Annotated in this window: 25 protein-coding genes and 1 pseudogene; 6 read left to right on the forward strand and 20 right to left on the reverse strand. The window is 67.3% G+C overall.

The features are described from left to right. Positions 1 to 429: a division/cell wall cluster transcriptional repressor MraZ gene (gene mraZ / locus GWK50_RS16140; RefSeq protein ID WP_162018150.1), complete on the reverse strand. Its 429-nt coding sequence runs from the start codon at positions 427 to 429 to the stop codon at positions 1 to 3. Here mraZ and GWK50_RS16145 point away from each other — a divergent pair. Then, positions 421 to 789, forward strand: a complete 369-nt coding sequence (locus tag GWK50_RS16145; protein WP_162014698.1) for a hypothetical protein — start codon at positions 421 to 423, stop codon at positions 787 to 789. The genes mraZ and GWK50_RS16145 overlap by 9 nt on opposite strands. On the opposite strand, the gene hslU is transcribed toward GWK50_RS16145, so the two are convergent. The 7 genes from hslU to GWK50_RS16180 all read right to left on the reverse strand — a co-directional run bounded on the left by hslU (position 779) and on the right by GWK50_RS16180 (position 8,979). After that, positions 779 to 2,101 carry an ATP-dependent protease ATPase subunit HslU gene (gene hslU / locus GWK50_RS16150; RefSeq protein WP_162017379.1) on the reverse strand — a complete coding sequence of 441 codons (1,323 nt, stop codon included), beginning with the start codon at positions 2,099 to 2,101 and terminating at the stop codon, positions 779 to 781. The genes GWK50_RS16145 and hslU overlap by 11 nt on opposite strands. An 84-nt stretch (positions 2,102 to 2,185) precedes the next feature. Further along, positions 2,186 to 2,749, reverse strand: a complete 564-nt coding sequence (gene hslV, locus GWK50_RS16155) for an ATP-dependent protease subunit HslV (protein WP_162017380.1) — start codon at positions 2,747 to 2,749, stop codon at positions 2,186 to 2,188. A 205-nt stretch (positions 2,750 to 2,954) separates the two neighbouring features. After that, complete coding sequence (locus GWK50_RS16160) at positions 2,955 to 4,700, reverse strand: STAS domain-containing protein (protein ID WP_162017381.1); 1,746 nt, start codon at positions 4,698 to 4,700, stop codon at positions 2,955 to 2,957. A 45-nt stretch (positions 4,701 to 4,745) separates the two neighbouring features. Further along, on the reverse strand, positions 4,746 to 5,459 hold the full coding sequence (dksA, locus tag GWK50_RS16165) for an RNA polymerase-binding protein DksA (RefSeq protein ID WP_162017382.1): 714 nt from the start codon (positions 5,457 to 5,459) through the stop codon (positions 4,746 to 4,748). Positions 5,460 to 5,623: 164 nt separating this feature from the next. Next, positions 5,624 to 6,724: a GTP-binding protein gene (locus tag GWK50_RS16170; protein WP_162017383.1), complete on the reverse strand. Its 1,101-nt coding sequence runs from the start codon at positions 6,722 to 6,724 to the stop codon at positions 5,624 to 5,626. 153 nt (positions 6,725 to 6,877) lie between these two features. Beyond that, positions 6,878 to 8,098 (reverse strand): class I SAM-dependent methyltransferase, encoded by a 1,221-nt coding sequence (locus GWK50_RS16175; protein ID WP_162017384.1) that lies wholly within the window; start codon positions 8,096 to 8,098, stop codon positions 6,878 to 6,880. Positions 8,099 to 8,283: 185 nt separating this feature from the next. After that, on the reverse strand, positions 8,284 to 8,979 hold the full coding sequence (locus tag GWK50_RS16180) for a response regulator (RefSeq protein WP_162017385.1): 696 nt from the start codon (positions 8,977 to 8,979) through the stop codon (positions 8,284 to 8,286). Positions 8,980 to 9,061: 82 nt separating this feature from the next. Between GWK50_RS16180 and GWK50_RS16185 the strand changes: the two genes are divergently transcribed. Beyond that, the gene (locus tag GWK50_RS16185; RefSeq protein ID WP_162017386.1) at positions 9,062 to 9,322 is read left to right on the forward strand and encodes a response regulator; all 261 of its coding nucleotides are present in this window, start codon (positions 9,062 to 9,064) and stop codon (positions 9,320 to 9,322) included. 21 nt (positions 9,323 to 9,343) lie between these two features. Further along, positions 9,344 to 9,565 (forward strand): annotated as a pseudogene (locus GWK50_RS16190) (ATP-binding protein); the annotation flags it as partial. A 41-nt stretch (positions 9,566 to 9,606) separates the two neighbouring features. Here the strand turns inward: GWK50_RS16190 and GWK50_RS16195 are convergent. The 11 genes from GWK50_RS16195 to dapF form a co-directional block, all read right to left on the reverse strand. After that, a complete protein-coding gene (locus GWK50_RS16195; protein WP_242455406.1) occupies positions 9,607 to 9,951 on the reverse strand; it encodes a DUF2149 domain-containing protein in 345 nt (114 codons plus the stop codon). Continuing rightward, positions 9,944 to 10,507, reverse strand: a complete 564-nt coding sequence (locus tag GWK50_RS16200) for a MotA/TolQ/ExbB proton channel family protein (protein ID WP_162017387.1) — start codon at positions 10,505 to 10,507, stop codon at positions 9,944 to 9,946. Before GWK50_RS16200 ends, GWK50_RS16195 begins: the two co-directional genes overlap by 8 nt. Beyond that, entirely contained in the window at positions 10,504 to 14,688 is a 4,185-nt protein-coding gene (gene cobN, locus GWK50_RS16205; RefSeq protein WP_162017388.1) for a cobaltochelatase subunit CobN, read from the reverse strand. The genes GWK50_RS16200 and cobN overlap by 4 nt, the downstream gene beginning before the upstream one ends. A 2-nt stretch (positions 14,689 to 14,690) precedes the next feature. Next, positions 14,691 to 15,440 (reverse strand): energy transducer TonB, encoded by a 750-nt coding sequence (locus GWK50_RS16210; protein ID WP_162017389.1) that lies wholly within the window; start codon positions 15,438 to 15,440, stop codon positions 14,691 to 14,693. Beyond that, a complete protein-coding gene (locus GWK50_RS16215) occupies positions 15,437 to 15,805 on the reverse strand; it encodes a biopolymer transporter ExbD (protein ID WP_162017390.1) in 369 nt (122 codons plus the stop codon). The genes GWK50_RS16210 and GWK50_RS16215 overlap by 4 nt, the downstream gene beginning before the upstream one ends. A 2-nt stretch (positions 15,806 to 15,807) precedes the next feature. Beyond that, positions 15,808 to 16,233 (reverse strand): TonB-system energizer ExbB, encoded by a 426-nt coding sequence (exbB, locus tag GWK50_RS16220; protein WP_162017391.1) that lies wholly within the window; start codon positions 16,231 to 16,233, stop codon positions 15,808 to 15,810. Positions 16,234 to 16,248: 15 nt separating this feature from the next. Beyond that, positions 16,249 to 18,534 (reverse strand): TonB-dependent receptor, encoded by a 2,286-nt coding sequence (locus tag GWK50_RS16225; protein WP_162017392.1) that lies wholly within the window; start codon positions 18,532 to 18,534, stop codon positions 16,249 to 16,251. 181 nt (positions 18,535 to 18,715) lie between these two features. Then, positions 18,716 to 19,096, reverse strand: a complete 381-nt coding sequence (locus tag GWK50_RS16230) for a DUF2946 family protein (RefSeq protein ID WP_162017393.1) — start codon at positions 19,094 to 19,096, stop codon at positions 18,716 to 18,718. 74 nt (positions 19,097 to 19,170) lie between these two features. After that, complete coding sequence (locus GWK50_RS16235; RefSeq protein WP_162017394.1) at positions 19,171 to 20,121, reverse strand: tyrosine recombinase XerC; 951 nt, start codon at positions 20,119 to 20,121, stop codon at positions 19,171 to 19,173. Positions 20,122 to 20,301: 180 nt separating this feature from the next. Continuing rightward, a complete protein-coding gene (locus tag GWK50_RS16240; protein ID WP_162017395.1) occupies positions 20,302 to 21,027 on the reverse strand; it encodes a DUF484 family protein in 726 nt (241 codons plus the stop codon). Then, positions 21,024 to 21,902, reverse strand: a complete 879-nt coding sequence (gene dapF, locus GWK50_RS16245) for a diaminopimelate epimerase (protein ID WP_162017396.1) — start codon at positions 21,900 to 21,902, stop codon at positions 21,024 to 21,026. Before dapF ends, GWK50_RS16240 begins: the two co-directional genes overlap by 4 nt. 79 nt (positions 21,903 to 21,981) lie before the next feature. Between dapF and GWK50_RS16250 the strand changes: the two genes are divergently transcribed. Beyond that, positions 21,982 to 22,686, forward strand: a complete 705-nt coding sequence (locus GWK50_RS16250; RefSeq protein WP_162017397.1) for a glutathione S-transferase N-terminal domain-containing protein — start codon at positions 21,982 to 21,984, stop codon at positions 22,684 to 22,686. Between the two features lie 2 nt (positions 22,687 to 22,688). Here the strand turns inward: GWK50_RS16250 and GWK50_RS16255 are convergent, their stop codons facing one another. Continuing rightward, positions 22,689 to 23,738: a metallophosphoesterase gene (locus tag GWK50_RS16255; protein WP_162017398.1), complete on the reverse strand. Its 1,050-nt coding sequence runs from the start codon at positions 23,736 to 23,738 to the stop codon at positions 22,689 to 22,691. A gap of 59 nt (positions 23,739 to 23,797) precedes the next feature. Between GWK50_RS16255 and GWK50_RS16260 the strand changes: the two genes are divergently transcribed. Together GWK50_RS16260 and GWK50_RS16265 are read left to right on the forward strand one after the other, a co-directional pair. Further along, complete coding sequence (locus GWK50_RS16260) at positions 23,798 to 25,462, forward strand: MBL fold metallo-hydrolase (protein ID WP_162017399.1); 1,665 nt, start codon at positions 23,798 to 23,800, stop codon at positions 25,460 to 25,462. Then, on the forward strand, positions 25,455 to 26,234 hold the full coding sequence (locus tag GWK50_RS16265) for an rRNA pseudouridine synthase (RefSeq protein ID WP_162017400.1): 780 nt from the start codon (positions 25,455 to 25,457) through the stop codon (positions 26,232 to 26,234). The genes GWK50_RS16260 and GWK50_RS16265 overlap by 8 nt, the downstream gene beginning before the upstream one ends. Positions 26,235 to 26,450 lie beyond the last annotated feature (216 nt).

Below are 26,450 nucleotides of genomic sequence, written 5' to 3' on the forward strand. Positions count from 1 at the left end.
TCAGAAAGAGAAGTCCTTGAACACATCGGGCATGTCGCCCTGCATGGCCTGCGCCTCCTGGGCGTCATAGGTGGCCTTGTCCCACAGCTCGAAGTGCTCGCCCATGCCCAGCAGCATGGCGTCCTTGGTGATGCCCGCGGCTTGGCGCAGTTCGGGCGAGATGAGCACGCGGCCGGTGGCGTCCATGTCCACGTCCATGGCGTTGCCCAGGAAGATGCGCTTCCACCACTGGGCCGACATGGGCAGCGCCGCAATGCGCTCGCGGAACTTCTCCCACTCGGGGCGCGGAAACACCATGAGGCAGCCGTGCGGATGCTTGGTGATGGTGAGCTGGCCGGCGGCGGTGGCGCTCAGGACGTCACGGTGCCGGGTCGGCACAGAAAGCCGACCCTTCGCATCCAGACTGAGCGAAGACGCCCCTTGAAACACTGCACCGACCCCTTGCTGTTGATTGAATCCATTGCCGGCTTGCCACAGACCGGAAATGGCACTTTTCACCACCTAATTGCACTTTTTTGCACTGTAGCAGGAAAAGCAGCGTTCGCAACAGGGTTTGCAACAACTTCTTGCAATGAAATCAAGGACTTAGGCGCTATTTTGCATGTGCATGTCAGGCAAAAAACCTTTTACACAAAGCAGTTAGACGCGCCAATGAAAGTAACACCTGAGGCATGTGGACAGTCTGCCTTTTTGCAGCATTCCAAAGACAGAGGCCGCCCGCTCCCCCAGGGGAACGGGCGGCCCGCACCGAAAAGGCACTTAGAACGTGTTCGTGATCTTACAAAATGAAGCGCGAAAGGTCTTCGTCCTGCGACAGCGCCTGCAGGCGCGCATCGACGTAGGCTGCGTCGATGGCCACCGTCTGGCCCGCTCGGTGCGCGGCGTCAAAGCTCACCTCGTCGAGCAAACGCTCCATCACCGTGGACAGGCGGCGCGCGCCGATGTTCTCGGTGCGTTCGTTGACCTCGAAGGCAATGTGCGCCAGGCGGGTGATGCCTTCGGGCGTGAACTCCAGCGCCACGCCCTCGGTGGCCAGCAGCGCCTGGTACTGGCGCACCAGCGAGGCGTGCGTCTGCGTGAGGATGGCTTCAAAGTCCTGCACCGAAAGCGAGTCGAGCTCCACGCGGATCGGAAAGCGCCCCTGCAACTCGGGAATCAGGTCGCTGGGCTTGGCCAGGTGGAAAGCTCCGGAGGCAATGAACAGGATATGGTCGGTCTTGACCATGCCGTACTTGGTGTGCACCGTGGTGCCTTCCACCAGCGGCAGCAGGTCGCGCTGCACGCCCTGGCGTGACACATCGGCGCCGCTGCTCTCCTGGCGCGCGGCCACCTTGTCGATCTCGTCGATGAACACGATGCCGTTCTGCTCGGCGCTGAGCAGGGCGCGCTGCTTGATCTCTTCCTCGTTGACCAGCTTGGCCGCCTCTTCCTCGACGAGCTGGCGCCGGGCTTCGGCAATGCTGAGCTTGCGCGTCTTGCGCTTGCCCTGCCCGATCTGGCTGAACATGCCGCGCAGCTGCTCGGCCATGTCCTCCATGCCCGCTGGGCCCATGATTTCGAGCTGTGGGCGGGCCTCGGCCAGGTCGATCTCGATTTCCTTGTCGTCGAGTTGGCCCTCGCGCAGCTTCTTGCGGAACACCTGGCGTGCGGTGCTGTCGGGCGGCGGCTCGCTGCCGGGCGTGCGCGCCACGGGGATGAGCACGTCCAGGATGCGCTCCTCGGCCGCGTCTTCGGCGCGCGTGCGCACCTGGCGTGTCTGTACCTCGCGCTCCTGCTTGACGGCCACTTCCATCAGGTCGCGGATGATGGTGTCCACGTCCTTGCCCACATAGCCCACCTCGGTGAACTTGGTGGCTTCGACCTTGATGAAAGGCGCATCGGCCAGGCGTGCCAGGCGCCGCGCGATTTCGGTCTTGCCCACGCCCGTGGGGCCGATCATGAGGATGTTCTTGGGCGTGATTTCGTGGCGCAGGGGCTCCTGCACCTGCTGGCGGCGCCAGCGGTTGCGCAGCGCAATGGCCACGGCCCGCTTGGCCTTGGACTGGCCGACGATGTGGCGGTCCAGCTCGGAGACGATTTCCTGGGGGGTCATGGAAGACATGGAGAGAAATTCCAATCAAATCGGCACATAGCGCTTATAGAATAAGCGCAAACAGCTATTATTTTGATAGCAAACGAAGTTCCCTTAAAGGGTTTCAATCGTGTGGTGCATGTTGGTGTAGATGCACAGCTCACCGGCAATGGCCAGGGATTTGCGCACGATGTCTTCAGCGCCCAGTTCGGTGTTGGTCAGCAGCGCCTTGGCGGCCGAATGCGCATAGGCCCCGCCCGAACCGATGGCCACGATGCCTTGTTCGGGCTCCAGCACGTCGCCGTTGCCGGTGATGATGAGGGAGGCCTCGCGGTCGGCCACGGCCAGCATGGCTTCCAGGCGGCGCAGCACGCGGTCGGTGCGCCAGTCCTTGGTCAGCTCGATGGCGGCGCGCACCAGGTGGCCCTGGTGCTTGTCCAGCTTGGCTTCAAAGCGCTCGAACAGCGTGAAGGCGTCGGCCGTGGCGCCGGCAAAGCCCGCCAGCACCTTGCCATGGTGCAGCTTGCGCACCTTGCGCGCCGTGCCCTTGACGACGATATTGCCCAGCGTGACCTGGCCGTCGCCGCCAATGGCCACCTGCACGCCCTGCGGGGTTTGGCGGCGCACGCTGAGGATGGTGGTTCCGTGGAACACCGGGGATTCGTTGGATGCGGTCATAGGGCGCTTAGGTGGGGGCGCCCACCGTCAATACAAGTCAGTTTTTAGTGGTGAAGCCGCTTCCAGTGCCGCGTGACACTGGCACACCCCAGACCAGGGCTCCCGCGCAAGGGCCGCCCCGCCGCGCCGGGAGCGTCCCCCCTCCCGAATCGCGCAGCGATTCGAGAGAGGGGGGAAGGCCCGCAGGGCCTCAGGGGGGAGTACGCTAATTCTTCCGCGGCAGCACCCAGGCATGCTCGTTGACACCGAGCACGTTGAACAGCACCGCCACCAAGCGGTGCAGGTTGTGGAACTGCACTTCGCGCCCCTGGGCCTGCTGCTGGGCCGCCCAGTTGAGCACCGAGCCCGCAGCGGTGAAGTCGATGCGGATGAGCCTGTCGCACGGGATGGCCAGCGGCTGGCCCGCAGGCACATGGTCCTGCATGCCTTCGAGCAGGTGGGTGGCGTCGCCCTCGATATGGCCGGTCAGCCCGGCCAGCGCAGGCACCGAATCGCCAAAACCCGTGAGCGGCGCCGGGGTGGTGCTGTCTTTCCAGTGCGGCCGCGCAACCAAATCCTGGGCCGGGGCGGGCGCAGGCGCGACCTCGGGGGTGGAATCGTCGCTGTAGCCGCACAGCGGGTTGGCCCAGGAGGGAGGCGACACTTCGTAGGTGACGCAGTAATCCAAGGCCACCATTTCGAACTCGTCGGCCTGGCCCATGAAGCGCAACACCGCCATGCGCAGGCGCCACCATTCCGGGTTGGTCTCGCGGTTACCCGACTGGGTGCACTCCTGCAGCAAGGTCAGCAGCGCTTGCGAGCCCGTGAACACAAACTGCCCCTTCATGTCCGCCCAGCGGGTGAACTCGTTGGCCAATGCGGTCAGCGCCGTGTCTTCAATGGACTTGAGCCGCGTCCAGGTCAGCGTCCAGGGCGAGGCCGAGCGATTGATGGATGCCTGCAGCGCAGCTGCCGACTGCAGCGTCATGGCGGCCGGTGCGTTCCAGCTGAATTCACGCTGGGGCACTGCGGTGGCCTCGGCCTTCACGGCAGCCTGCAGGCCCAATTGTTCGGGGATGGAAAACCACAGCGGCGCAGAGCGCGCAAAGCGCCCGGCAAAGTCGATGGCCAGCGCGTCAAAACGGTCTTGCTGGCCTGTGGCGCGGTACAGGTCGAACAGCGTCATCCAGATCTCGAACTGGGCATCGGCTTCGTCGGCGCTGTGGCGCTCCAGCACTTCCAGCAGGCCCGCCTCTGCGCCCGCGTAATCGCCGTTGGCAAAGCGGATGGCGGCTTCTTCGAGGTCGGGTTCGTGCACGAATTTCTCCAAGGCCGGTGCGGCCGGTGGTGCCGAGGTACCTGCCCCCCCCATGTTCCATGTGGCCGCATCGGGCTCCTCCAGCGGCAGGGAGGTTTCCTGTGCAGCCAGGCTGTCGCCCGCGAACAGCGGCTCGGGCGCCGTGCGTGCGGGAGGGGTGGGTTGCAGAGCCAGGGGAGCCGTCGGGGCGTAGGCATTGGGGTGGGCCGGCACGGTGGTCGCGTCTGCCAGGGCATCGCCCGCCTGCACAGGGGCCACACCTTCGGGGTTGTCACCCGCCTGTTTGCTCTTCCACCACTGCATGGACATCTGCGCCTCGATCTCGTCGATCTTCTTGATCGTGACGGCGCGCTCGCCTGGCGAGGTGAGGCTGCTCTGGAAGAACGAGGGTCGGGCCGCCGGATCGGCCGTGCGCTGGCCGCTCAGGGCGTCGCGCTGGCGCAGTTTGCGCAGCTGATCGAATTCACGGCGGCGCACAAAGTCGTTGCGCCGCTTGCGCTCGATCATCTCCTTGAGCATCTGCTTGCTGTACTGGCTCTCCTTGTCGTCCTGGATGGAGTCCAGCTCCGACCAGTTGACCGTGGGGTTGCGCACGAAACGCACCACCTTGGACAGGAGGCCACCGCCGGAGGAGGGGTTGTCTTCCTTGCTCATGATGGCTTGCGTACTGCGCGGCAGAGGCTCAAAAGGAGTTCCCCGTCAATCACCAAACATCTTTTGCTTGAGCTCGCGGCGCTGCTGCGCTTCCAGCGAGAGCGTGGCCGTGGGTCGGGCCAGCAGGCGGCCCACGCCAATGGGTTCGCCGGTTTCGTCGCAGTAACCGTAGTCGCCAGCGTCGATGCGCGAGATGGACTGCTCGATCTTCTTGAGCAACTTGCGCTCGCGGTCACGGGTGCGCAGCTCCAGGGCGTGTTCTTCTTCGATGGTGGCACGGTCTGCCGGGTCGGGCACGACCACGGTGTCCTCACGCAGGTGCTCGGTGGTTTCACCTGCGTTGTTGTGCATGTCCTGCTTGAGTTGCACCAGCTTGCGGCGGAAGTAGGCCATCTGGACGTCGTTCATGTACTCGCTGTCGGGCATGGCGAGGATGTCGGCGTCGGTCAATTCCTCCAGGGGCTTGGTCTTCCAGTGGTTGGCCAGCTTGGGGTCCTTTTTGGGAGCCGCAGCACGCGGGGCTTGCAGGGTGGTGGGCATGGTATTCGTGTAACTCGCTTTGGCAGCCGTCGAAGCGACGGACTGCTGAATGGATGGTACGGTCAATTGGGCCAGGCGGGAAGAAGGCCGAGCACTGCGCACGGGCAAGCCGTCAGGCGACGCTGGAGCCGCCTTGGCGCTGACTTTTGCCGGGGCCGGTGAGGCCGCGGTGGAAGACGCCTTTGCAGGGGCCTTGGGTTTGCTGGGTGCAGCGTTCACGTCCTGTCTCCTCGCGGTACGGGCTTCCCGCTTCGGTGGCGGTGCGGCGCCACCTGCGGGAGGTTTGATCGTAGTATGCCCTTGGCTTTACCGGGGCGCGATTGTATAGGCACTGTCTTGCTTGGGGGCAGGCGTTGTGCATTCCCCACACCGCGGGTGCTGCATCAGGCGACCAGGCACTGGTCCAGGCCCTGCTCCAGGATGTCGCGCGGCAGCTCGATGCCGATGAACACCATCTTGCTCTGGCGCTTCTCGCCCTCGGCCCACTGCGGCCCCAGGTCGCTGCCCATGAGCTGGTGCACGCCCTGAAAGATGACCTTGCGCTCAGTGCCCTTCATGTGCAGCACGCCCTTGTAGCGCAGCATGCGCGGGCCGTAGATGTTGACGATGGCGCCCAGAAAGTCTTCCAGCTTGGCCGGGTCAAAGGCACGCTCGGCGCGATAGACAAAGCTCTTGACGTCGTCATCGTGGTGATGGTGGCGGCCATGCTGGTGCGAGGGGTGGTTGCAGTGCTCGCCATGCGCATGGTCGTGGTGATGGTGGTGCCCGTGGTCATGGCCATGCTCGCACTGCCCATGGTCATGGTCGCAGTGGCTGTGGTCGTCCTCTTCCTTGAGGAAATCGGGGTCGATGTCCAGCTTGGCGTTGAGATTGAAACCGCGCAGGTCCAGCACCTCGGACAGCGGCACCTCGCCAAAGTGCACCGCCTTGATCGGCGCACGCGGGTTCATGTGCTTGAGGCGGTGGATGAGCGCGTCCACTTCTTCGGCGCTGACCAGGTCGGTCTTGGACAGAAAGATCTGATCGGCAAAGCCCACCTGGCGGCGCGCCTCCTGGCGATCGTCGAGCTGCTGCTGGGCATGCTTGGCGTCCACCAGGGTGAGGATGGAGTCCACCAGGTAGGTTTCGGCGATCTCGTCGTCCATGAAGAAAGTCTGCACCACCGGGCCGGGGTCGGCCAGACCCGTGGTCTCGATGACCACGCGGTCAAAAGCCAGCATGCCTTTGCGGCGCTTGGCAGCCAGCAATTGCAGGGTTTCGCGCAGGTCTTCGCGGATGGTGCAGCAGATGCAGCCATTGCTCATCTGCACGATCTGCTCCTCGCTGTCGGTCACGAGGATGTCGTTGTCGATGTTCTCCTCGCCGAACTCGTTTTCGATGACGGCGATCTTCTGGCCGTGGACTTCGGACAGCACACGCTTGAGCAAGGTGGTCTTGCCCGAGCCCAGGAAGCCGGTGAGGATGGTGACGGGGATGAGGGACATGAGAAGCCTTGGGAGAAATACGGGAGACAACCCAAAAACTGTAGCCGAGCTGTCAAGCCCCTGTGCGCAGGGGCTGTATGAACTTTGAGTGATTTGTGCCTCTGGCGCTTTCACATCAAGCGCAAGCAGCTATTATTTTTATAGCATTGGTGCTCACTTGCGCATCACGGCCAGGCCCTTGAGGTATTCCCCTTCGGGGAATTCCAGCGTCATGGGGTGGTCGGGCGCCCCACCCAGGCGCTCCAGGATGTAGCCGTCCACCCCCGCATCGGCCCCGGCCGAGGCGACGATCTTGTGGAACAGGTCGGCGCTGATGCCGCCCGAGCACGAGAAGGTGTAGAGCACACCGCCGGGCTCCAGCAGCTGCAGCGCCAGGCGGTTGATGTCCTTGTAGGCGCGCGCGGCGCGTTCGGCGTGCGTGACCGTGGGGGCGAACTTCGGCGGGTCGAGCACGATCGCGTCAAAGCGCCGCCCTTCGCGCAGAAACTGGCGCAGCGAGGCGTTCACATCGGCATCCAGAAACGTGGCACGGGCCGCGTCGAAGCCATTGAGTGCCACATGCGCGCGCGCCCGCTCCAGCGCCGGGCCAGACGAGTCGATGGACACCACCTCGCCGTCCTCCACCCCGGCCGCGCGCTGGCCCGCCAGCGCCGCCACCGAAAAGCCCCCGGTGTAGCAATAGCAGTTGAGCACACGGCGCAGCCCCAGGCGCTGCACGCAGTCGGCAAAACGCTTGCGGCTGTCGCGCTGGTCCAGGTAGAAGCCGGTCTTGTGGCCCTCGGCGATGTTGAGCGTGAGAAGCCACTCGTGCTCGTGGATCTCCAGCTCCAGCGGGGGTGCCTCGCCCCCGGCCTGCGGGCCGCCGCGCAGCCAGCCGGTGCTGCTCTCCAGCCCTTCGAGCTGGCGCACGCTGGCGTCCGAGCGCTCGTACAGGCGCGTCAGACCCGTGGCCTGGAGCAGCGCGTCGGCCAGCACGCTCTTCCAGCGCTCGGTGCCCGCGCTGGTGAACTGCGCCACCAGCGTATCGCCGTAGCGGTCCACCACCAGGCCGGGCAGACCGTCCGACTCGCCATGCACCAAGCGCACGCCGTTGCTTTGTATATCAAATCGGCCTCTAGCGCTTATTGCACGGGCGCAAGCAGCTATGAAAAAAGGAGCATCGATGCGCTGCGCCTCGTCAAAGCTCCACACCCGCGCGCGGATGCGCGACTGTGGGCTGAACGCCGCCCAGGCCAGGAACTGGCCCTCGTGCGATTCCACGCGCACGGTTTCGCCGCTGTCGCCGCCGCCCTTGGCGATGGCGCTTTCAAAAATCCAGGGGTGGCGACGCTGCAGTGAGCGCTCTTTGCCGGGTTTGAGTCGGATCGTTTTCATCCCCGGATTGTGCGTGCTGCGCCAATACCCGTAACACGCCCAGCCCGCCAAGGGCTGCGCATTGTCCGAGCGCAACCTTCCGGCTTATTTGCACAATTTGATTAAAACAAACCCAAACTTAACCCTCAGTCATCCAGGCCCCCGTGGAATCCGCCAGCCTCGTGCAGGTCTGGCAAATGCCGGCTTCAGCCCGCCGGGCTCAGGCTCTCGACCAACAGGGCCGGAAGCTCCTGCACCAGGCGCGGCTTGTGTACCACCGGCACACCGGCCAGCACAAAGGCGTAGGAGCCGCGTTGCGCTTCGTCCAGCGAGGTCACCACGATCACACGGCTGCGCTGGAACTGCGGATGCGAACGCAAACGGGAAATCAAGGTGGCGCCATCGATACCCGGCAAGAGAATGTCCACAATGAGAACGTCGGGCTGAAGTTCGCCCGCCATGGCCAGACCCACGATGCCGTCGTCCGCCACATGCAATTCCACCTGGGGGAATTCATGCGCCATCAGCAGCTTGACCAGGTTCTGAAAATGGACCGAATCCTCGATCAACAGTACCCGCTGAGGGCTGCCGCACGACGCTTCCCGGCGCCCATCCCGCGGAGAGCGCCTGGATGCGGTATCACCCTCCGCATCATCGATCGAGGCTGGCGCTCTTGCGGCCATCTCATGGCCCCGCGCGTCCCCAGCAGCCCCTTGGCGCCGCTTCAGCCACCGCTCCACCGAGGCTCGCGCAATGCGCCGGTGCCCGCCGGGCGTCTTCCAGGCCTCCAGTTCGCCCCGATCCACCATGAGTTGAACGGAACGCACTGCCAAGCCCAGCACGCGTGCGACGTCGCGCGTGCTGCAGTCCGCAGGCAGGGACATGAGCTTGCTGGCTTCCATGGTCGCAAATTTTATCATTTATGTTTCGATAAATATGATGCATTTGGTTAAAACCAACATACCCCTTTCCCGAGGACATGCCATGCACAAACGAATCCTGGTTGTTGAAGACCACGCAGACATCCGCAAACCGATCCACGTGCCCCTGGAGTTTGAGGACTACGACATCCATGAAGCCGCCAACGCCGATGAAGGCCTGGTGGCCGTGCAGCAAGTGCGCCCCAATCTGCTGCTGGATGGGATGATGCCCGGCACCATGGACGGGCTGGATCTGCGCCGTTGCATCAAAAGCGACCCCTCCCTGGATCTCCCCCAGGTGGTGCTGCTGACCGCCCGCGGTTAGAGCCAGGACTTCAAGGTATCGGACACAGGCCCAGGCATCGACCCTTCGCAGCACACCATGATTTTTGAAAAATTCCGCCAGGCGAACACCCGCGTCAGCTACCAGCACGGCGACACCGGGCTGGGGCTGGCCCTTTCGCGCGAGCTGGCGGACCTGCTGGGCAAGGGCGCCTGCTTCACTCTGGCCGTGCCCACGGGCGCGCAGGTATCGCGTCCCAAGGTTCAAGCGGGCGCTTCTGCCTGAGCACCGGCTCCCAAAGCCTGTGCACTGCGGGGGGGCTCTGGCTATTTTCCCTCTTGGGTTTCCGGCACATAGACCATGCTGCCGTCCTTCATGCGGTAGGCCACCCCGGCCTTCATGCCCTGGCCTTCGCCAATCTGGCCCGAGGACTGGTACTGCTTGAGCTCATTGCCTTCCTTGACCAGCATTTCCATGTTGGGCTTGCCCGCGTTCTTGATGACCACCACGTCCTGCGAGGCAAAGGGGTTGAGCGGGTTCTCGGCCACGGCGATGAGCAGCACGGCAATCACCACCAGGAACACGTCGATGATGTTCACCACGCTGAGAATGGGATCGTCCTCGTCGGAGTCGCCCAGGATGTCGATGCGCATGCGGCGGGATTCAGCCATGGGCCAGCTCCCGGGTGGCGCGCGAGGGCACCGCATCGTGTGCATGGCCGTGCGCAGGCGTTGGCACGGCCACGGGCGCGGCGTCCAGGCCAATGAGCAGCACGTTGAGCTCCTCCATGAGCCAGCGCTTGCGCAGCGTCTGCACCACAAAGGTGATGGCGGCCGCCAGCAGCGCCACGATCACGGCGGCAAAGGCCACCACCAGGTTCTGCGCCATGCCCTGCGTGTTGCCGGCCGCCACGGCCACCAGGGCCGGGCCCATGGGGATCATGGTGGCCACCAGCCCCAGCAGCGGCGCCACGCGGCTGACGATGCGCTGGAGTTCGAGCTGCTTGAGCACGTACAGCTCCAGCCCGTCGCTGCCCAGGTGGGCATTGCGCTGCCAGTAGCGGTGCAGCGGCTGCTGGCCCTGCGGCAGGCGCGCGCGTGCCACGGCCTCGACCAGCACCTGCCCCAGGCTGAACAGGGCATAGACGAACATCAGGCACAGCAGCACCAGTACCGGGGTGAGGAAGAACTTGGAGATCTCGTAGAGGAAGCTTTCAAGGGCGTTCATGCGGAGGCTTTCAAAGAAATGGAAGATGGAATGCGGTGGCGGCGCACGCGCCAGGTCTGCCAGGCCATGCCGGCCAGCACCACGGCGCCCAGCAGCCAGGCGTAGGCCCAGATGAGCTGCTGCACGGGGGTGTCGCGCAGCACCTCGCGCAGCTCCTGGCCGCGCACCACCGGGGGCGGCGCAGGTGGCTCCGGTTCCGGTGCGGGCGGTTGCGGCTGCGGTGCTGCCTGGGGTGGCGCAGCAGCGGCGCTGGGCGCGGCCTGGGCAGGCGCAGGCTGCGGCCCGATGCCAAAGCCCTGCGCCAGCTCGGCCACGTAGGCCTTGAAGGCTTCGTTGCCGGTGTGCACGTCGTGGCGCGCGGCCAGATCCTGGTAGGTGGCCACCAGCTCGCGCTTGGTACGCTCGTCGGCCTGCCAGTAGTCCTTGCGGATGGCTTCGAGCATGCGCTCGGCCACCTGCGCCAGGGCGGTGGGGTTGTTCTTCTCGAACCATTCGCGCGTGCCCAGGCGGTGGCGGTCGTTCACATAGGTTTCGTGAAATTCCTGCCACTGGTCGTCGCGCACCACGTTGCGGTCCATCACCTGCCAGCCCCAGAAGTTGTTGACGGTGTTGAGCATCTGCAGCGTGCCGCTGTAGCCCTCCTGCATCATTTCCTTCATCCAGTTCGGGTGCTGATAGACGCTGCGCAGCTCGGTGGCCATGAACTTCTCGGCCGTCTGCAGGCGCGCGCGGTTGGGGTCGCGCATGTTGGAGATGTAGAGCTGCGGGTTCTTGCCGTCCAGGTGCTTGACGGCCAGCGAGATGCCGCCCAGGTACTCGAACGGGTGATCGGTATCAAGCAGGCCGCGCAGGTTGGACGAGCGCGAGAACACCGCCGCGCTGGTGCCGCGCAGGTGCTCGGCGTAGGTGTTGATCTCGCGCCCAGAGGGGTCGGCCAGCTTGCGGCTCCAGTTCGCGGTGTTGGGGCCATAGGCCCAGGACATGCGCGAGAGGTAGAGCTTTTCGAGCTTGCCGTCGCCCTCTTCCCACATGTCGGAGGCGAGCGAGGCGTCGGTCAGCTTGGTGCTGTAGTCGCCGCTTTCGTTGCCGAAGATGCGGGTCAGGGCAAACTCGCGCGCCTCCTGCGCGGGCACGCCCTGCGCACGCAGCGCGGCCTCGATGCGCTCGGTGTTGGCACGCACAAAGTTCTTCTCGCGCGGCTCGGGCTGCGCGGCGAGCAACTGGATGGCCTCGTTGAAGCGCTCCATCACATTGGGGAACTGGTCACGGTACAGGCCGGTGAGCGAAATCACCGTGTCGATGCGCGGGCGCCCCAGCTCCTGCAGGGGAATCACCTCCATGCCCACCACGCGCCCGCCCTCGTCCCAGCGCGGTTTCACGCCCATGGCATAGAGGATTTGCGCCTCCAGCATGCCCAAGTGGCGGAGGGTTTCGGTGCTCCACATGCTGAAGGCCAGCTTCTCAGGGAACTTGCCGTGCTCGGCCTGGTAGGACTGGATCAGCGCCTGCACCGCCTCCTTGCCCGCCTCGTAGGCCGCGCGCGTGGGAATGCGCGCAGGGTCGAAGCCGTACATGTTGCGTCCGGTGTGCAGTGCGTCGGGGTTGCGGATCGGGTCGCCGCCGTAAGACGGGTCGATCCAGCGTGCCGACAGGCCCTGCAGCACGCCCTCCACCTCCCAGGCGGCCCGCAGCGTGACCAGGAAGCGCCGCCCCTTCTCGGCCAGCACGCGCAGTTGGGGGTCGTCCAGCTCGCGCAGCGGGCGCTCGCTGAAGACCCAGTCGTCCACGAAGCGGTAGGGCGCGGTTTTGGGCAGGTCCTTGTAGTCGCCCTTGAACGCGGCCTTGGCGTTTTTCACACCCGTGGCCTCGTAGAGCGGCTGACCCAGCATCTGCATCACGTTGCTGACGAGGTGGGCGCGCTCGGCGTCCTGGCCCAGGGTGTGCAGGCCCAGCGGCTGCTGGGCAGCGCCCAGGTCTTCGAGGTAGTCCTCCAGGTCGCGCAGGAACTTGTCGAAGCTGCGCTCCAGCTCGGCGACCTTCCACTTCAGGTCTTTGTGGATGTTCATCTTCACTGCCTGCGCCACGATCAGCTTGCGGTTGTTGTCCTTCACCAGGCCGGAATCGAGCGACTGGTATTCGCGGATCAGGTCGTTGATGCGCACGAAGTCTTCCGACAGACCTGCAGGCGCGAACGCCGGGGTCTGGTGGCTCACGATCACGCCGCGCCCGCGCCGTTTCACGTGCAGCGCCTCGCCAATGTTGTCCACGATGTAGGGATAGACCACTGGCGTGTTGCCCACCAGCAGGTTGGGCTCGTCGTAGGCCCACAGGCCGCGCTCCTTGCCGGGCGTCCACTCCTGCGTGCCATGCGTGCCAAAGTGCACGATGGCGTGTGCCGCATGCTGCTCACGCGCCCACAGGTAGGTGGCCAGGTAGAAGTGGTTGAGCGGCACCTTGGTGTCGTGGAACAGCTTTTTTTCGTCGTGGTGGCCCGCCGCTGTCTCGCTGCGCATGGGCTGGGGCAGCACCACGAGCTGGCCCAGCTTCATGCGCGGAATGACAAAGCCCTGCTGCCCCTGGTGGCGCACCACCCAGGGGCTTTTCTCGGGTGCGCCCCAGAAGGCGGTGATGCGCTGGCGCACCTCGGCGGGCAAACCCTGGAGCCAGCGCTCGTAGCGCGCCAGGGGCAGAAAATCCCAGTGCGGCGTCTTCATCAGCTCGCCCAAGGCGCCGCTGCGGTACGCCGGGCGCAGCAGGGTGGCCACGGTGGCGATGATGTCCTGCTCGGTGGTGGCATCGATGCGGTAGCCCTCGGCGCGCAGGCGCTGCACCAGGTGCTCCAGCGAGCGCGGCACGTTGAGGTTGGAAGCACCCTGGTTCTTCTCACCCGGCGGGTGGTTCCAGAAGAACAGCGCCAGGCGCTTTTCGGCGTTGGGCGAGGACTGCAGGCGTGCCAGGTTCACGGCCTTGCCGACGAGCAGGTCCATCTGCTCGGGCATGGGCACCAGCTCGCCACCCTCGTTGGCGCTGACGACCACCGGGTCCTGCAGGCCGATGTATTCGGCGTTGGTCAAAGAGAACGGCAGGTTGAAGCTGTTGATTCCCACGGTATCGCGCAGGTATTCAGCCCGCGTGCCCTGGCGGTACGACAGCATGTGGATGACCGGCACGCCCATGGCGCGGTGCCAGGCCTTGCGCGCGTCGGGGTTGATGCCCAGGAAGGTATTGACCAGCAGCACCTGCGGCAACACCTTGCCGTCCAGCGTGATGATGGGCTCGTCCACCTCCACCGGCGCCAGCTCCTGGGGGTTGGGGAAGCCCGATCCCGCATACACCCCGGCAGCAATGTCGGCCACCTGCACCGGACGCCCCCCAGGCCCGGCCGGAGGTCCACCACCCCCCGGCCGGGTCGCTGCCGTTGCAGCTTGCACATCGGTGGCCGCACGCGCCACGCGGCTGCTGCGGTAGAACACCAGCGGCAGCGCGCCACGCGCTTCCAGCGCGGCAATGGTTTCGTCGAGCACGCGGGTCTGCCCGTCGGACAGGTAACTGGACGACATCTCCATGCCCACCACCGGCGCGCCCCGCACCGCGCCGCCCTGGCGTGCCTGCCACCAGGTCAGGTAGCTGCGCAGGTCGGCAAACACGCCCTTGTCGTACGCCGGGTGGTAGATACCACCGTTGGGCAATGCCACCGGCGCGGGCACGGAGGCGGGGTCGGTGCCCTGCAGCACGGCGCGCAGGTACTGGAACAGGCGCTCGTGGTTCACGCGCATGCCGCCCACGTAGTAGTCGAACACGCGCTGGGCCTGTACCGGCGGCAGACCCATGGGACGCAGACGCACGGGCGGGCTCATCACATGGATGCCCACGCCCGGCAGGCGGGCGGCGCGGATCTGTGCCCCGGCCACACGCTCAATCAGCGCCTGGTCGTCGGAGCGCGGTGCATCCACCAGCACCAGGCGCGCACCGTCGAGCACACGCGCCACGCCTTTTTCGCCCTCGGCATCGACCTGCGTCCAGGCCAGCTCCACGCCCTGCGCGCGAGCGGCTTCCTGCATGAGCTTGAACTTGCGCTCCAGCACCATGGTGCTGCTGATCAGGGCCACCTTGTCCGCCGCAGCGGCGGGGCCCACCAGCGCGCAGCACAGGGCTGCCACCATCCATATCCAGCGTGCCATTTTCAAGATTCCGTCAGTTCGTAAACGATAGGGATGCGCAGGTCGATCGCGCGCCCCGGTGCCATCTGTGCAGCCAGGGCTTGTGCCACGCTGCGCACCAGTTGCTCGGCGGCATGGTCGAGCGCCTTGAAACCCGAGGAGTGGTGCAACATGCAGTGCTGCAGGCTGCCGTCGGCACCCACGCGCAGGTGCACCACCACGGTGCCGCTCTGGCCCATGCGGCGCGCGCTGGCCGGGTAGCGCTTGCCCTGCTGCAAGGCCTGCTCCAGCTGGGCACGCCACTGCTGGTAGTCTTGGTCGTTTTGCGGCGCAGGGGGTGCGGCGACGCTCGGGGGCGCTGGCGGCGCCACAGCCGCCACCGCACGCGGCGCTTCGGCCGCCGCAGTGGCGACCGGCGTGGCCACGCTGGGTTCAGAGCGCAGGGGCTCGGCCTGGGGCTGCGGCGCCTGCACCGGTGCCCGGGGAGCCGGGGTGGGACGGTGCGCAGCCACGGCCCGCTGGCGCGGGGCCGGTGCGGGCTGCGGCGCGGGGGGCTCGGGTGCCACCTGCGGGGGCACCGGCGCGGGCGGTGGGGGCGGTGGGGGCGCCGCCCAGCGCACGGCCACCTCCAGGCGCTCCACGGCAGGCGCCTGTTCCAGGCCCCACCAGAGCGCGGCACCCAGCAGGCTGGCGTGCAGCAGGGCAGAAACGGCCCAGTCCCTGGGCGACATACGGGTTGGCGCCCCGGTGGCGGTCATGGTGGGCGCGTTCATGTGCGGCGCACCTCCAGCGCCACCTTCTCGAAGCCCAGCGCCTTCACGCGGTCCACCACGTCCACGAAGTCGGTCAGCGCCAGAGCGCCATCGGCGCGCACCGTCACGGGCTGGGCGCGCTCGAAGCGGGCCAGGGCGGGGGCCAGATCGTCCACACGCTCGTCATTCAAGTACAGCACCTTGTGGCTGGTGAGCGTGAGCACCACCGGCGCAGGCTGGGCCGGTGCGGCCTGCGCGGCCTGCGCCAGATCCACGGGAATGCGCCCGGTGACCACGAAGGTGGCTGTGGTGAGCACGATGGTGAGCAGCACCAGCATCACATCGACCAGCGGCACGACGTTGATGGAGTCGATGTCCTCATCCATGTTCAGCCTCCCTGGGCTTCGTCGAACTCGGCCAGCTTGACGCGCACCACACGGCGCAGCGCGTTGTTCAGCCCCACGCAGGGAATGGCCACACCAATGCCCACGGCCGTGGCCTTGAGCGCCAGGGCCAGGCCGACCATGATGGTTTTCACATCCATGGCCCCGCTGCTGCCCAGGGCCTCGAAGGTGAGCATGATGCCCAGCACCGTGCCCAGCAGGCCGATGTAGGGCGCGTTTGCGGCCACGGAACCGATCACGCCCAGGCGCTGGGTCAGCTCAGTCTCCAGCCGCACGCGGCTGCGGTAGCTCTGCACCTGCACCTGGCGATAAAAACGCCAGCGCTCCAGTGCCACGGCCACGGCCCAGGCGCTCAGGGACAGGAGCAGGCCGATCACGCCCCACTCCACGACGGATTTGAAGTCTTGCATGGTGTGCTCCGATGTTCAGAACTGCAGGCTCAGGCCCAGGCGCCAGGTACGGCCGGGATCCACCACGATGGAGGGGTCCTGGCTGGTGTAGCGGCCGTCCATGTTGGAATCGCCCGCACCGCGTGCCGTGAGGTAGTAGCGTTTGTCGAACAGGTTTTCCACGCGCACGTAGGCACTCAGGCGCGCGCCGGGCCAGGCCGAGAGCTTGGTGCTGTACTGCGCCGTAAGGTGCAGCAGGGTGCGACCCGGAAGTTTTTCCTGGTTGATTTCGTCGGCCCAGGCCGAGGCCTTGGCGTCGATCTCGCCGCTGAGCGTCCAGCCCGGTGCGGGCAGGTAGTTGGCGCGCAGGTTGAACTGGTGCGGTGGCGTGCGCGGAATCTTCTTGCCCGTGTTGTCAAAGCGCTGCACCGTGAAGTTGCTTTGCCAGAAACCGGGGTTGGCACGCTGCGCCGCCGTAGGGCTGGCGACATAGGTACCGTTGGCGTTGCCGTAGGTCTGGTAGTAGCTGTCGTAGCGCGTGAACCAGGAATCCAGGTAGGTGTAGGCCACATCGAACGACCACTGGCGGTGCGGCTGGGTGCGCAGCTCCAGCTCCATGCCCCGGCTGCGCGCACCGCCGATGTTGCGGAACTGCGAGCCCCCGCCCGCCGGATTGTTGCTGCCCGCGTACTGGCCATTGCTGTCCAGGATGAAGTCCTTGCGGTCCACCTGGAACAGCGCCGCGCTCAGGCTGGAGGGCCAGCCCACCAGCTGCATCTGGCGCTTGAGGCCGATTTCGAAGCTGGTGGCCTTTTCCGGCTGGAGGTCGGGGTTGCCCTGCACCAGAGCGTTGGTGGTGGTCTGCCCGCGGTAGAGCTGCTCGGCCGTGGGCGCGCGGAAGCCCGTGGACACCGCCGCGTGCAGCGCGGTGTCCTTGTCCAGCGCGTGGGTCAGGCCCAGGCGGTAGCTGTTCACGCCAAAGTCCTTGCGCTCGGCCACCGTGCGGTTGCCGTTGCCCGCCACGGGCAGGGCGTTGAAGCGCACGCCCAGGCGGTCGTGGCGCAGGTTGAAGGTGGCCGCCGTCCTGTCACTCAGGCCCCACTTGGCCTCGCCGTACAGCGCCTGGTTGGTTTCCACGGTGTCGTCGTCGCTCATCACCATGCCTGCGGGGGTGACCGGGCCGGTGGGGCGCGAGCGGTAGCTGTTGAGCGTGCTGACGCGGTTGTCGAAGCTGTTGCGCTTGACCTCCAGCCCGCCCATCAGCGCCAGGCGGTCGCGGTGGGTGCGGTACTCGGTCTTGAAGCCGCGCTGCACCTGCGTGTAGTCGTTGAGCAGGCTGTAGTGGTCGATGCCCGTGGTGGGCGCGCCCGTGGCCGTGAAGCGCATGGGGTTGGCCCAGAAGGTGGTGTCGTCCTGGTACTGGTACACCACGGCCAGCAGGTTGCTGCGCTCGTCCAGGTCGTTGGAGTAGGTCAGGTTGACGCGCGCGAGATCCACGTCGAAGTTGCGGCTGTAGCCGCGCCCGCCGTCGATGCCGCGCGGATCGGTGAACGCGTTGTCCACCCCGGTGACCGAGCCCTCGCGGTCGCGGAAGCGCCGGGACTTCTCGAAGCCCAGGCTCAGGTCACTGCGCGCATCCAGCGCGTACTTGAGGTTGCCCGAGAAGGTCTTGCTGTAGGTGCGCGAGAGGAAGTAGTAGCCGTCCTGGTCGCGGTCGCTGTACTGGATGTGGCCCGACAGATCATCCAGCGCAAAGCCCGCACGCACCATGGCTCGTCGGTAACCGAACGAACCCGCATCCACCTCGGCCTTGATCCCTTTCTGGCTGGCGCCACGCTTGGTGGTAATGACCACCGCACCTGCCAGGGCGTCCTCGCCATAGAGGTAGGAGGCACCGCCCTTGATGACCTTGAGGGACTCGATGTTGTCGATGTCGATGTTGACCTTGCCCGTGCGCTCGAAGACCGGCACGCCATCGATGATGATGGCCACACCGGGCTTCTCGCCCATGTAGCGCTGGTTCTCCACGCCGCGCAGCTTGATCTTGACGGTCTCGCCATCGCCTTGCAGGTCGGCCGTGATGCCGCTGACATTGCGCAAGACCTCGATCAGGTTCTTGGCATGCTGCTCCTCCACCTGTTTGCGGCCGATGGTGATGGACGACACCGGATCGGTGGCGCTGGACAGAAAGCGGTCGTCAATGGCCGAGCCGGTGATGGTGATGGTGATGGGGCCCAGCGTATCGTTGGTCTGGGCCAGGGCGGACGAAGACATGCCACAGACCAGCAGACAGGCCAGGGCGACGGTGGAGTAGCGCAACATCGTGCTTTTCCTCGGGGAATGGGTGGGTCGGAACGGGGTGGCGCGCCCGGCCACGGCCAGGCCGTGGCCAGCGCAGGCGGATCGGCAGGCGCTCAAGCGCGCTGCGGGCCGGGCAGCAGGCGAAGGGGGAGGCGAAAGGACGGCACCCGCCGCCCGCAAGCATCAGGTGCGGGGGGTACGGTCAGCCGCGCGCAGCAGGCGGCGCGCGTGTGAGGGCGCCCAGCCAGACGGTGGGCGTGGGCCCGGCGCGGTAGAACGCAACCGGCATCTCCTGCGCGCAGCGCAGCAGGGGCAACGCCGCGGGCAGGGCGGGCGGTGCCGCCACGCCGTGCATGCCGCACCAGAGGCAGGGCTTTTGCATGGGCGAGGCCTGGGAGCCGTCGCCGCCGCCAGGGTCGGCCTGCACCAGCAGCATGCCGGTGCTGGTGCACACCTCCATGGCCAGCTCGGGACTGGCGCTGGACACCATGGCCTGCGCCACGGCCGGGGCCAGCGCGCCAAACACCATGGCCAGCATCGCCAACAGGGCGACGAGACGGCGGTGGAGACGGGTGGCGCGCATCGGCGTAGTGTAACCAAGCGCTGCTGTCGGGCATTTGCGCCAGCGCAAGGGCCTGCCGCCCCGCAGGCGGCGCCCTACTTGCGCCGCGCCCGCGGGTGCGCCTGGTCGTACACCTTGGCCAGGTGCTGATAGTCCAGCCGGGTATAGACCTGCGTGGTGGTGATGCTGGCGTGCCCCAGCAGCTCCTGCACGGCGCGCAGGTCGCCGCTGCTTTGCAGCAAGTGGCTGGCAAAGGAGTGGCGCAGCATGTGCGGGTGCACCGGCGTGCTCAGCCCGGCGCGCTGGCTGCGCTGGCGCAGGCGCAGCCAGATGGATTGGGCCGACAGGCGCGTGCCGCGCTGGCCCAGGAACAGCGCAGCGTCCAGCCTGCCAGGTGCAAACGGCGTGGCGCGCTGCGCCAGCCAGGCCTGCAGCGCCTGCAGCGCTGCCGCGCCCAAGGGCAGGCTGCGGCGCTTGCTGCCTTTGCCGCGCACATGCACTTCGGCGGCCTGCAGGTCGATCCAGCCGCGCCCCAGGCGCTCGGTGTCGGGGCCAGGGGCCACGTCCAGGCCTTCGAGCTCGCCCACGCGCAGGCCGCAGCCGTACAGCAGTTCGACCATGGCGGCATCGCGCGCTTCCAGCCAGGGGGCGACGCCGTCTTCGGCATGTTCGGCCAGACGCACCGCGTCGTCCACACCCAGTGCCTTGGGCAAGGGCTTGGGGGCCTTGGGCGCACGCACGCCCTGCACGGGGTTGTGCGCGGTCAGCCCCTGGCGTGCGGCCCACAGGTAAAAGCCGCGCCAGCCCGAGAGGATGAGCGCTATGCCGCGCCCGCTGCGCCCGCCCGCATGCATCTGCGCCACAGCGCGGCGAATGTGTGCGGTCTGCAATTGCAACAGCGGCAGACCGACCTGTTCGCCCACCTGCTGCAGGCGCTGCAGGTCCAGCGTGTACAGGGTGACGGTGCGCGCGGCCAGGCGCTTTTCCACGCGCACATGCTCCAGGTAGCGCTGGGCTTCGGGGGGCAGCGGCGCGGGGGCGGTCATGTGTTGGCCGCTTTGCACGCCGCCCACGGCCCACGAATCCGGCGCGGCCCAGGCCAGCAGCCACCGCGCAAGGGCCGCCAGAACTCCACTGTGCAGGCGCTGGTGGCGTCCCCCTGCCCGCATCGCCCAGCGATGCGAGAGCGGGGGGAAGGCGCAAAGCGCCACAGGGGGGTGGTCACATCACCTCAAGCGCAGCAAGGCTGCGCTGGCGAGTTCTGCCATGCGCGCCAGGAAGTCCGTGCCCATGGTGGCGTCAAAGCGCTGCGGGTCGGGCGAGCCCAGCACCAGCAGACCGAAGGCGGGGGTGGCGCTGTCGATGGGGCCTTCGCGCAGGGGCAGCAGGGCCACGGACTGGGCGCTGTGCGCCACGGGTTCGGTCTCGCCCTCTGGCGTGACCAGCGCCTGGGGCAGCCACTGCGTGGGCTCGAAGCCCAGGTTGGGGCCGCAGAAGGGCATGGTCAGCGAGCTGGCAAAGGCCTGCGCATCTTCGCTGGCGCCCAGCGCAAAGTCGCAGTCGATGTACGGCCCGGCCACGCCCCACACGCGCACGGCGGCCAGGGGCACGTCAAACAGGGCGCGGATGCTCTCGGTCACTTCGGTGGGCAGGTCGAACGGGTCGCGCACGGCGAGCAGGCGACCGGTCCACTGGTGCACCTTCTGGCCGATGGCGGCGTTTTCGGTGCCGTGGCGCACCATTTCGATGATGCGCTGCTCCAGGCCCTTGATCTTCTCGCGCAGCATTTCGGCCTGGCGCTCCTGCAGGCTCACGGCGCGCTGGCCGTGCGGGCTGGTGAGCTGCACGCCCGCCAGCACCTCGGCATGGCGCTCGAAGAAGCCGGGTGTGCGCAGCAGGTATTCGGCGATGTCGTCTTCGGTGATGGGGGGGATGGCGTTGCTGGTGGTCATGGTGCGTCGGGAATATCGATCTGGCCTTCGAACACGGTCACGGCGGGGCCGGTGAGGAACACGGAGTCGGCCTCCTGGCCGCTCCAGGCGATGGTGAGCAGGCCGCCGCGCGTCTGCACGTCCACGCGCGCATCGAGCAGGCCCAGGCGGATGCCCGCCGCCACGGCCGCGCAGGCGCCGGTGCCGCAGGCCAGGGTTTCGCCCGCACCGCGCTCGTACACGCGCAGGCGCACATGGCTGCGGTCCACCACTTGCAGGTAACCCGCGTTCACGCGCTGCGGAAAACGGGTGTGGCACTCGATGAGCGGGCCGGTCTGCGCCACCGGGGCGGTGTCCACGTCCTCCACCAGTTGCACGGCATGCGGGTTGCCCATCGAGACAACCGCTATCAAAACAGTAGCTTCTGGCGCTTGCCCATCGAGCGCAAGAGGCCATTTTTGTCCCAAACCTTGGGGCACAGGCACCAGGCCTGCAGCGTCGAAGGGCACGCGCGCCGGGTCGAACTGCGGGCGGCCCATGTCCACGGTGACGCGGCCGTCGGGGGTGAGTTCGGGTGCGATCACGCCCGACAGCGTCTGCACGCGGATGCGGTCCTTGGCGGTGAGCCCCTTGTCGCGCACATAGCGCGCAAAGCAGCGTGCGCCGTTGCCGCACTGTTCCACCTCGCCGCCGTCGGCGTTGTGGATCACGTATTCAAAGTCCAGGCCCGGCACGGGCGCGGGGCGCACGGTCAGGATCTGGTCCGCGCCCACGCCGAAGTGGCGGTCGGCCAGAAAGCGGTAATGCGCGGGCGTGAGCCCCAGGCGTTCCTGGGTCTCGTCGAGCACGACAAAGTCATTGCCCGCACCCTGCATCTTGGTAAAGCGGATCTGCATGGCTTGGATTATCGTAGCTGTCGCAGCACCGTGGCACGGTGCCTTGTCCGGCTGTGTTTTTTCCGCAAGGAGCTTTCCGATGAATGACCTGAGCGCTTTCCCCATCACCCGCAAATGGCCGGCCCAGCACCCGGACCGCATCCAGCTCTACTCCCTGCCCACGCCCAACGGCGTGAAGGTGTCGATCATGCTGGTGGAAACCGGCCTGCCCTACGAGCCGCACCTGGTGAGCTTCGAGACCAACGACCAGCTCTCGCCCGAGTTCCTCTCACTCAACCCGAACAACAAGATCCCCGCCATCATCGACCCGCACGGCCCGGACGGCACGCCCTTTGCACTGTTCGAGTCGGGCGCCATCCTGGTGTACCTGGCGAGCAAGAGCGGGCGCTTTCTGCCCGCGGACACTGCCGCGCGCTTCGAGACGCTGCAATGGCTGATGTGGCAGATGGGCGGCGTGGGGCCCATGTTCGGCCAGCTCGGCTTCTTCCACAAGTTTGCAGGCAAGGACTACGAGGACAAGCGCCCGCTGGGCCGCTACGTGGCCGAATCCAAGCGCCTGCTCGGCGTGCTGGAGCAGCGCCTGACGGGCCGCCGCTGGGTGATGGGCGACGAGTACACCATTGCCGACATCGCCATCTTTCCCTGGGTGCGCAACCTGGTGGGCTTTTACGGCGCGGGCGAGCTGGTGGAGTTCGAGCGCTTCCCGCAGGTGCAGCGTGCGCTGGCGGCGTTCGTAGAGCGCCCGGCCGTGCAGCGCGGGCTGGCCATTCCCGCACGCGACTGAACTCACTCGATCCGCAGCACGTCGATCCGGGGCACTACGGCCAGCCGCGCAGGCAGACCAATGGTGCCCACCCCCGCCGTCACGAACAGCGGCCCGGCCGGCGTGGTGTTCAGCCCCTCAAACCAGCCCTGTGCACTCATGCCGGGCAAGACCCAGTGGCGCGTGATCCAGGGCAACATGATCTGGCCGCCGTGCGTGTGTCCGCTGAGCACCAGGCGGGCGCTGCCCGCAGGCAGCAGCGCTGCGGTGTCGGGCTGGTGCGCCAGTACCAGCCGCGGCACGGTCGGCGTGCCCGGCGGCAGCAGGCGGGCCACGTCGCCGCGCGGATCGCCGCCCCACAGGTCGCCCAAACCCAGCACCTCCCAGCCCCGGAACAGCAGGCGCTGCCCTTCGAGCAGTTGCACGCCGTGGCCTTGCAACGCCTGGCGCAGCGCCGCCGCCAGCGGTGGCCCGGGCGCCCCGGTGTCGTGGTTGCCCAGCACGCCCCAGACCGGATGGCGCAAACGCGCAAACGGCGCCAGCAGCACGTGCAGATCGCGCGGCGGCTCGTAGGTCCAGTCGCCCGCCACCACCACGGCATCCACATCCAGCGCATTGAGCCGATCCACCAGCCGCTCGATCTGCCCGCCGCGCATGAACAGGCCGGCATGCACATCAGCCACCAGCGCCAGCCGCAGCGGCTGCGCCTGCACCGATGGCGACAACGGCAAGCGGTGCTCGCGCACGGTCAACAGGCGCGGCTCCACCAGGCCGCTGTAGGCCACCAAGGCCAGCGCCCCCAGCCATGCCAGCCGCGGCGCGCTGCGCCCTGCGGGCTGGCGCAGCCCCAGCAGCGCAGCGCCACACCAGGGAATCACCGCCCACACTGCCCAAAAAATCCACAACTTGACCAGCACGACGGTCTCTCGCCCGGGGTCGATCCAGCGCCCCTCCCGGTCCAGCCAGGCCAGCACCAGCGCAAGCGCCAGCCACCCCCCGCCCAAGCCCAGCAAGGCGCGCTGCAGCCGCGCAGTACGGGGGCAAATACGCAATGGCTGTGAGGATCGGTACATCGTGGGGTGTTTGGGGTAGGCCCGGCATTGTGCCGCTGGCTCCTGCCCATAATGCAGCCATGACACGCCCCAGCCAGCTCCTGCACCCGCCCCGCCCCCCCGTCCCCACCCTGAACGCCGCCACCGTGCTGCTGCTGCGCGATGGCGCGCAGGGGCTGGAGGTGCTGATGACGCGCCGCTCGACGAAAGCCAGCTTCGCGCCCGGTGCCTATGTGTTCCCCGGCGGCGGCATCGACGCACTCGATGCGCAATCGCACGCCACCGCCGCGCGCCGCGCCACGCAGAGCGACGAGCAGCTCACCCAGGCCATCGCTGCCATCCGCGAGAGCTTCGAAGAGCTGGGCGTGCTGCTGGCGCGCCACCCTGACGGCCGCTGGGCCGATGCCGACGACATCGCCGCACTCGACCGCCACGCCCCCTTCGCCGCGCAGTGCCAGGCGCGCGGCCTGCAACTGGCGGCCGACGGCGTGTTCACCCTGGCGCGCTGGATCACCGACCGCGACCTGCCCAAGCGCTTCGACGTGCCCTTTCTCGTGGCGCGCATGCCCGAGGGCCAGACGCCCGTAGCCGACGAGGCCGAGCAGTTCGAGCCCCAGTGGGTGCGCCCCCAGGAGGCGCTGGATCGCCACGCGGCTGGCGGCTTCTTCATGATCTTCCCGACCATCCGCACGCTGCAAAGGCTGGCGCAATTCAAGCGCGTGGATGACGTGCTGGCCGCCTGCGCCGTGAGCGAAGCCCCGCTGTGGACGAGCTGCCCGCGCGCGGGCCTGCTGGCCGGCAAGGAAGCGCGCTACATGGAAGACGAAATGCCCTTCGGCGAGCTGGCCCTGGTCTGCCCCGACGGGCAGATCGCCCACGCGCTGGACTGGCAGAGCGAGCGCCCGGTGCAGCTCTTGAAGAACGTGCAGCGCCTCACCGCCCCCAACCCCGGCGTGATGACCGGCCCCGGCACCAACAGCTACCTCGTGGGCGACCCGGCCACGGGCTACATCGCCATCGACCCCGGCCCGGCGGACGCGGAGCACCTGGAACGCCTGTGGCGCGCCGCGGGCGGCGACATCCGCTGGATCGTCTGCACGCACTCGCACCCCGACCACTCGCCCGGCGCCGCGCCGCTGCAACAGCTCTGCGCACGCGCGGGCCGCGCCGCGCCGCCCATCCTGGGCCTGCCCTCGGCCCCCACGGCGCGTGCCGACAGCCAGTTCACTCCCGACCGTTCGCTATCGAATGATGAGCGGCTCACGCTCACCGGTAAAGGGCTGGAAGGCGAAATCACCCATACGCTGCAGGTGGTGCACACACCGGGCCACGCGGCCAACCATGTGTGCCTGCTGCTGCGCGAAGACGGTCTGCTGTTTTCCGGCGACCACATCCTCAACGGCAGCACGACCATCATCAACCCGCCCGACGGCAACATGGCCGACTACCTCGACGCGCTCGACCGGCTCGACCAGCTGTGCGCCGAACACGGCGTGGAGTTCATCCTGCCCGCGCACGGCCATGTGCTGGGCGAGGCCCGCGCCGCCATCGCCCAACTCAAGGGCCACCGCCTGGCGCGCGAGGCCAAGGTCATCGCCGCCATGCAGCAGCTCCCCGAAGGTACGGTGGAGCAGTGGGTGGAACTGGCCTATGCCGACGTGCCGCCGCGCATGTGGCCGCTGGCGCAGCGCTCGCTGATCGCGCATGTGGAGCGCATCCGCGCGCTGGAGCCGGGCAATGACTGAGCCGAGCGACAACACCGTGCGCCTGGCCAAGCGCCTGGCGGCCGAGCACAGCCTCTCGCGCAGCACCGCCGAACAGTACATCGAGGGCGGCTGGGTCAGCGTCGATGGCCAGGTGGTGGAGCTGCCCGGCGCGCGCGTCGCGCCGCAGCAGCGCGTGGAACTGGCGCCGGACGCCAGCCTGCTGGAGCTCACCCCCGTCACCCTGCTGCTGCACAAGCCGCCGGGCTACGAGGCCGGGCTGGGGCTGGAGGCCGGCGCGGCAGCGCACGGCAGCCGCAGCCAGGGCGCGCCCTCCGCCCTCACGCTGCTGAACGCGCAGAGCCACCTGCCCGAGGACGCCGCAGGCATCCGCGTGCTGCTGCGCCACTTCAAACAGCTGGAATGCTTCACGCCGCTGCCCACGCCGGCCAGCGGGCTGGTGGTCTATACGCAGGACAAGCGCATCGCGCGCAAGCTGCAGGAGGACATCGAGACGCTGGAGCAGGAGTGCATCGTCGAGGTGGCGGGCCAGATCGCCGACAACGGCCTGAAAAAGCTCTGCCACGGCCTCTCGTTCAACGGCCGGCCGCTGCCCCCCATCAAGGTGAGCTGGCAAAACGAAACCAAGCTGCGCTTCGCGCTCAAGGGCATACGCCCTGGGCAGATTCCGGCCATGTGCGAGGCCGTGGGCCTGCAGGTGCTGGCCATCAAACGCATCCGCCTCGGCCGCGTGCCGCTGGCCAAGGTGCCCGAGGGGCAGTGGCGCTATCTTCAACCTTGGGAGAAGTTCTGACACCCCCTGTGGCGCTGCGCGCCTTCCCCCCTCTCTCGGCTTCGCCGTGAGGGGGGACGCCCCCAGCGCGGCGGGGCGGCCCTTGCGCGGGGGCCGCTGGCCTGGGCCGTGGCAGCACCATCAAAAACCATAGCTAACCGCGCTGTGGACACAAGCGCTGCGGGCGCTTTCAGATCAAAATTCACACGCCACTGCTACACTGCCCGGCCATCCTGG

The organism is Acidovorax sp. 210-6, assembly GCF_010020825.1.
Lineage (GTDB): Bacteria > Pseudomonadota > Gammaproteobacteria > Burkholderiales > Burkholderiaceae_C > Simplicispira > Simplicispira sedimenti.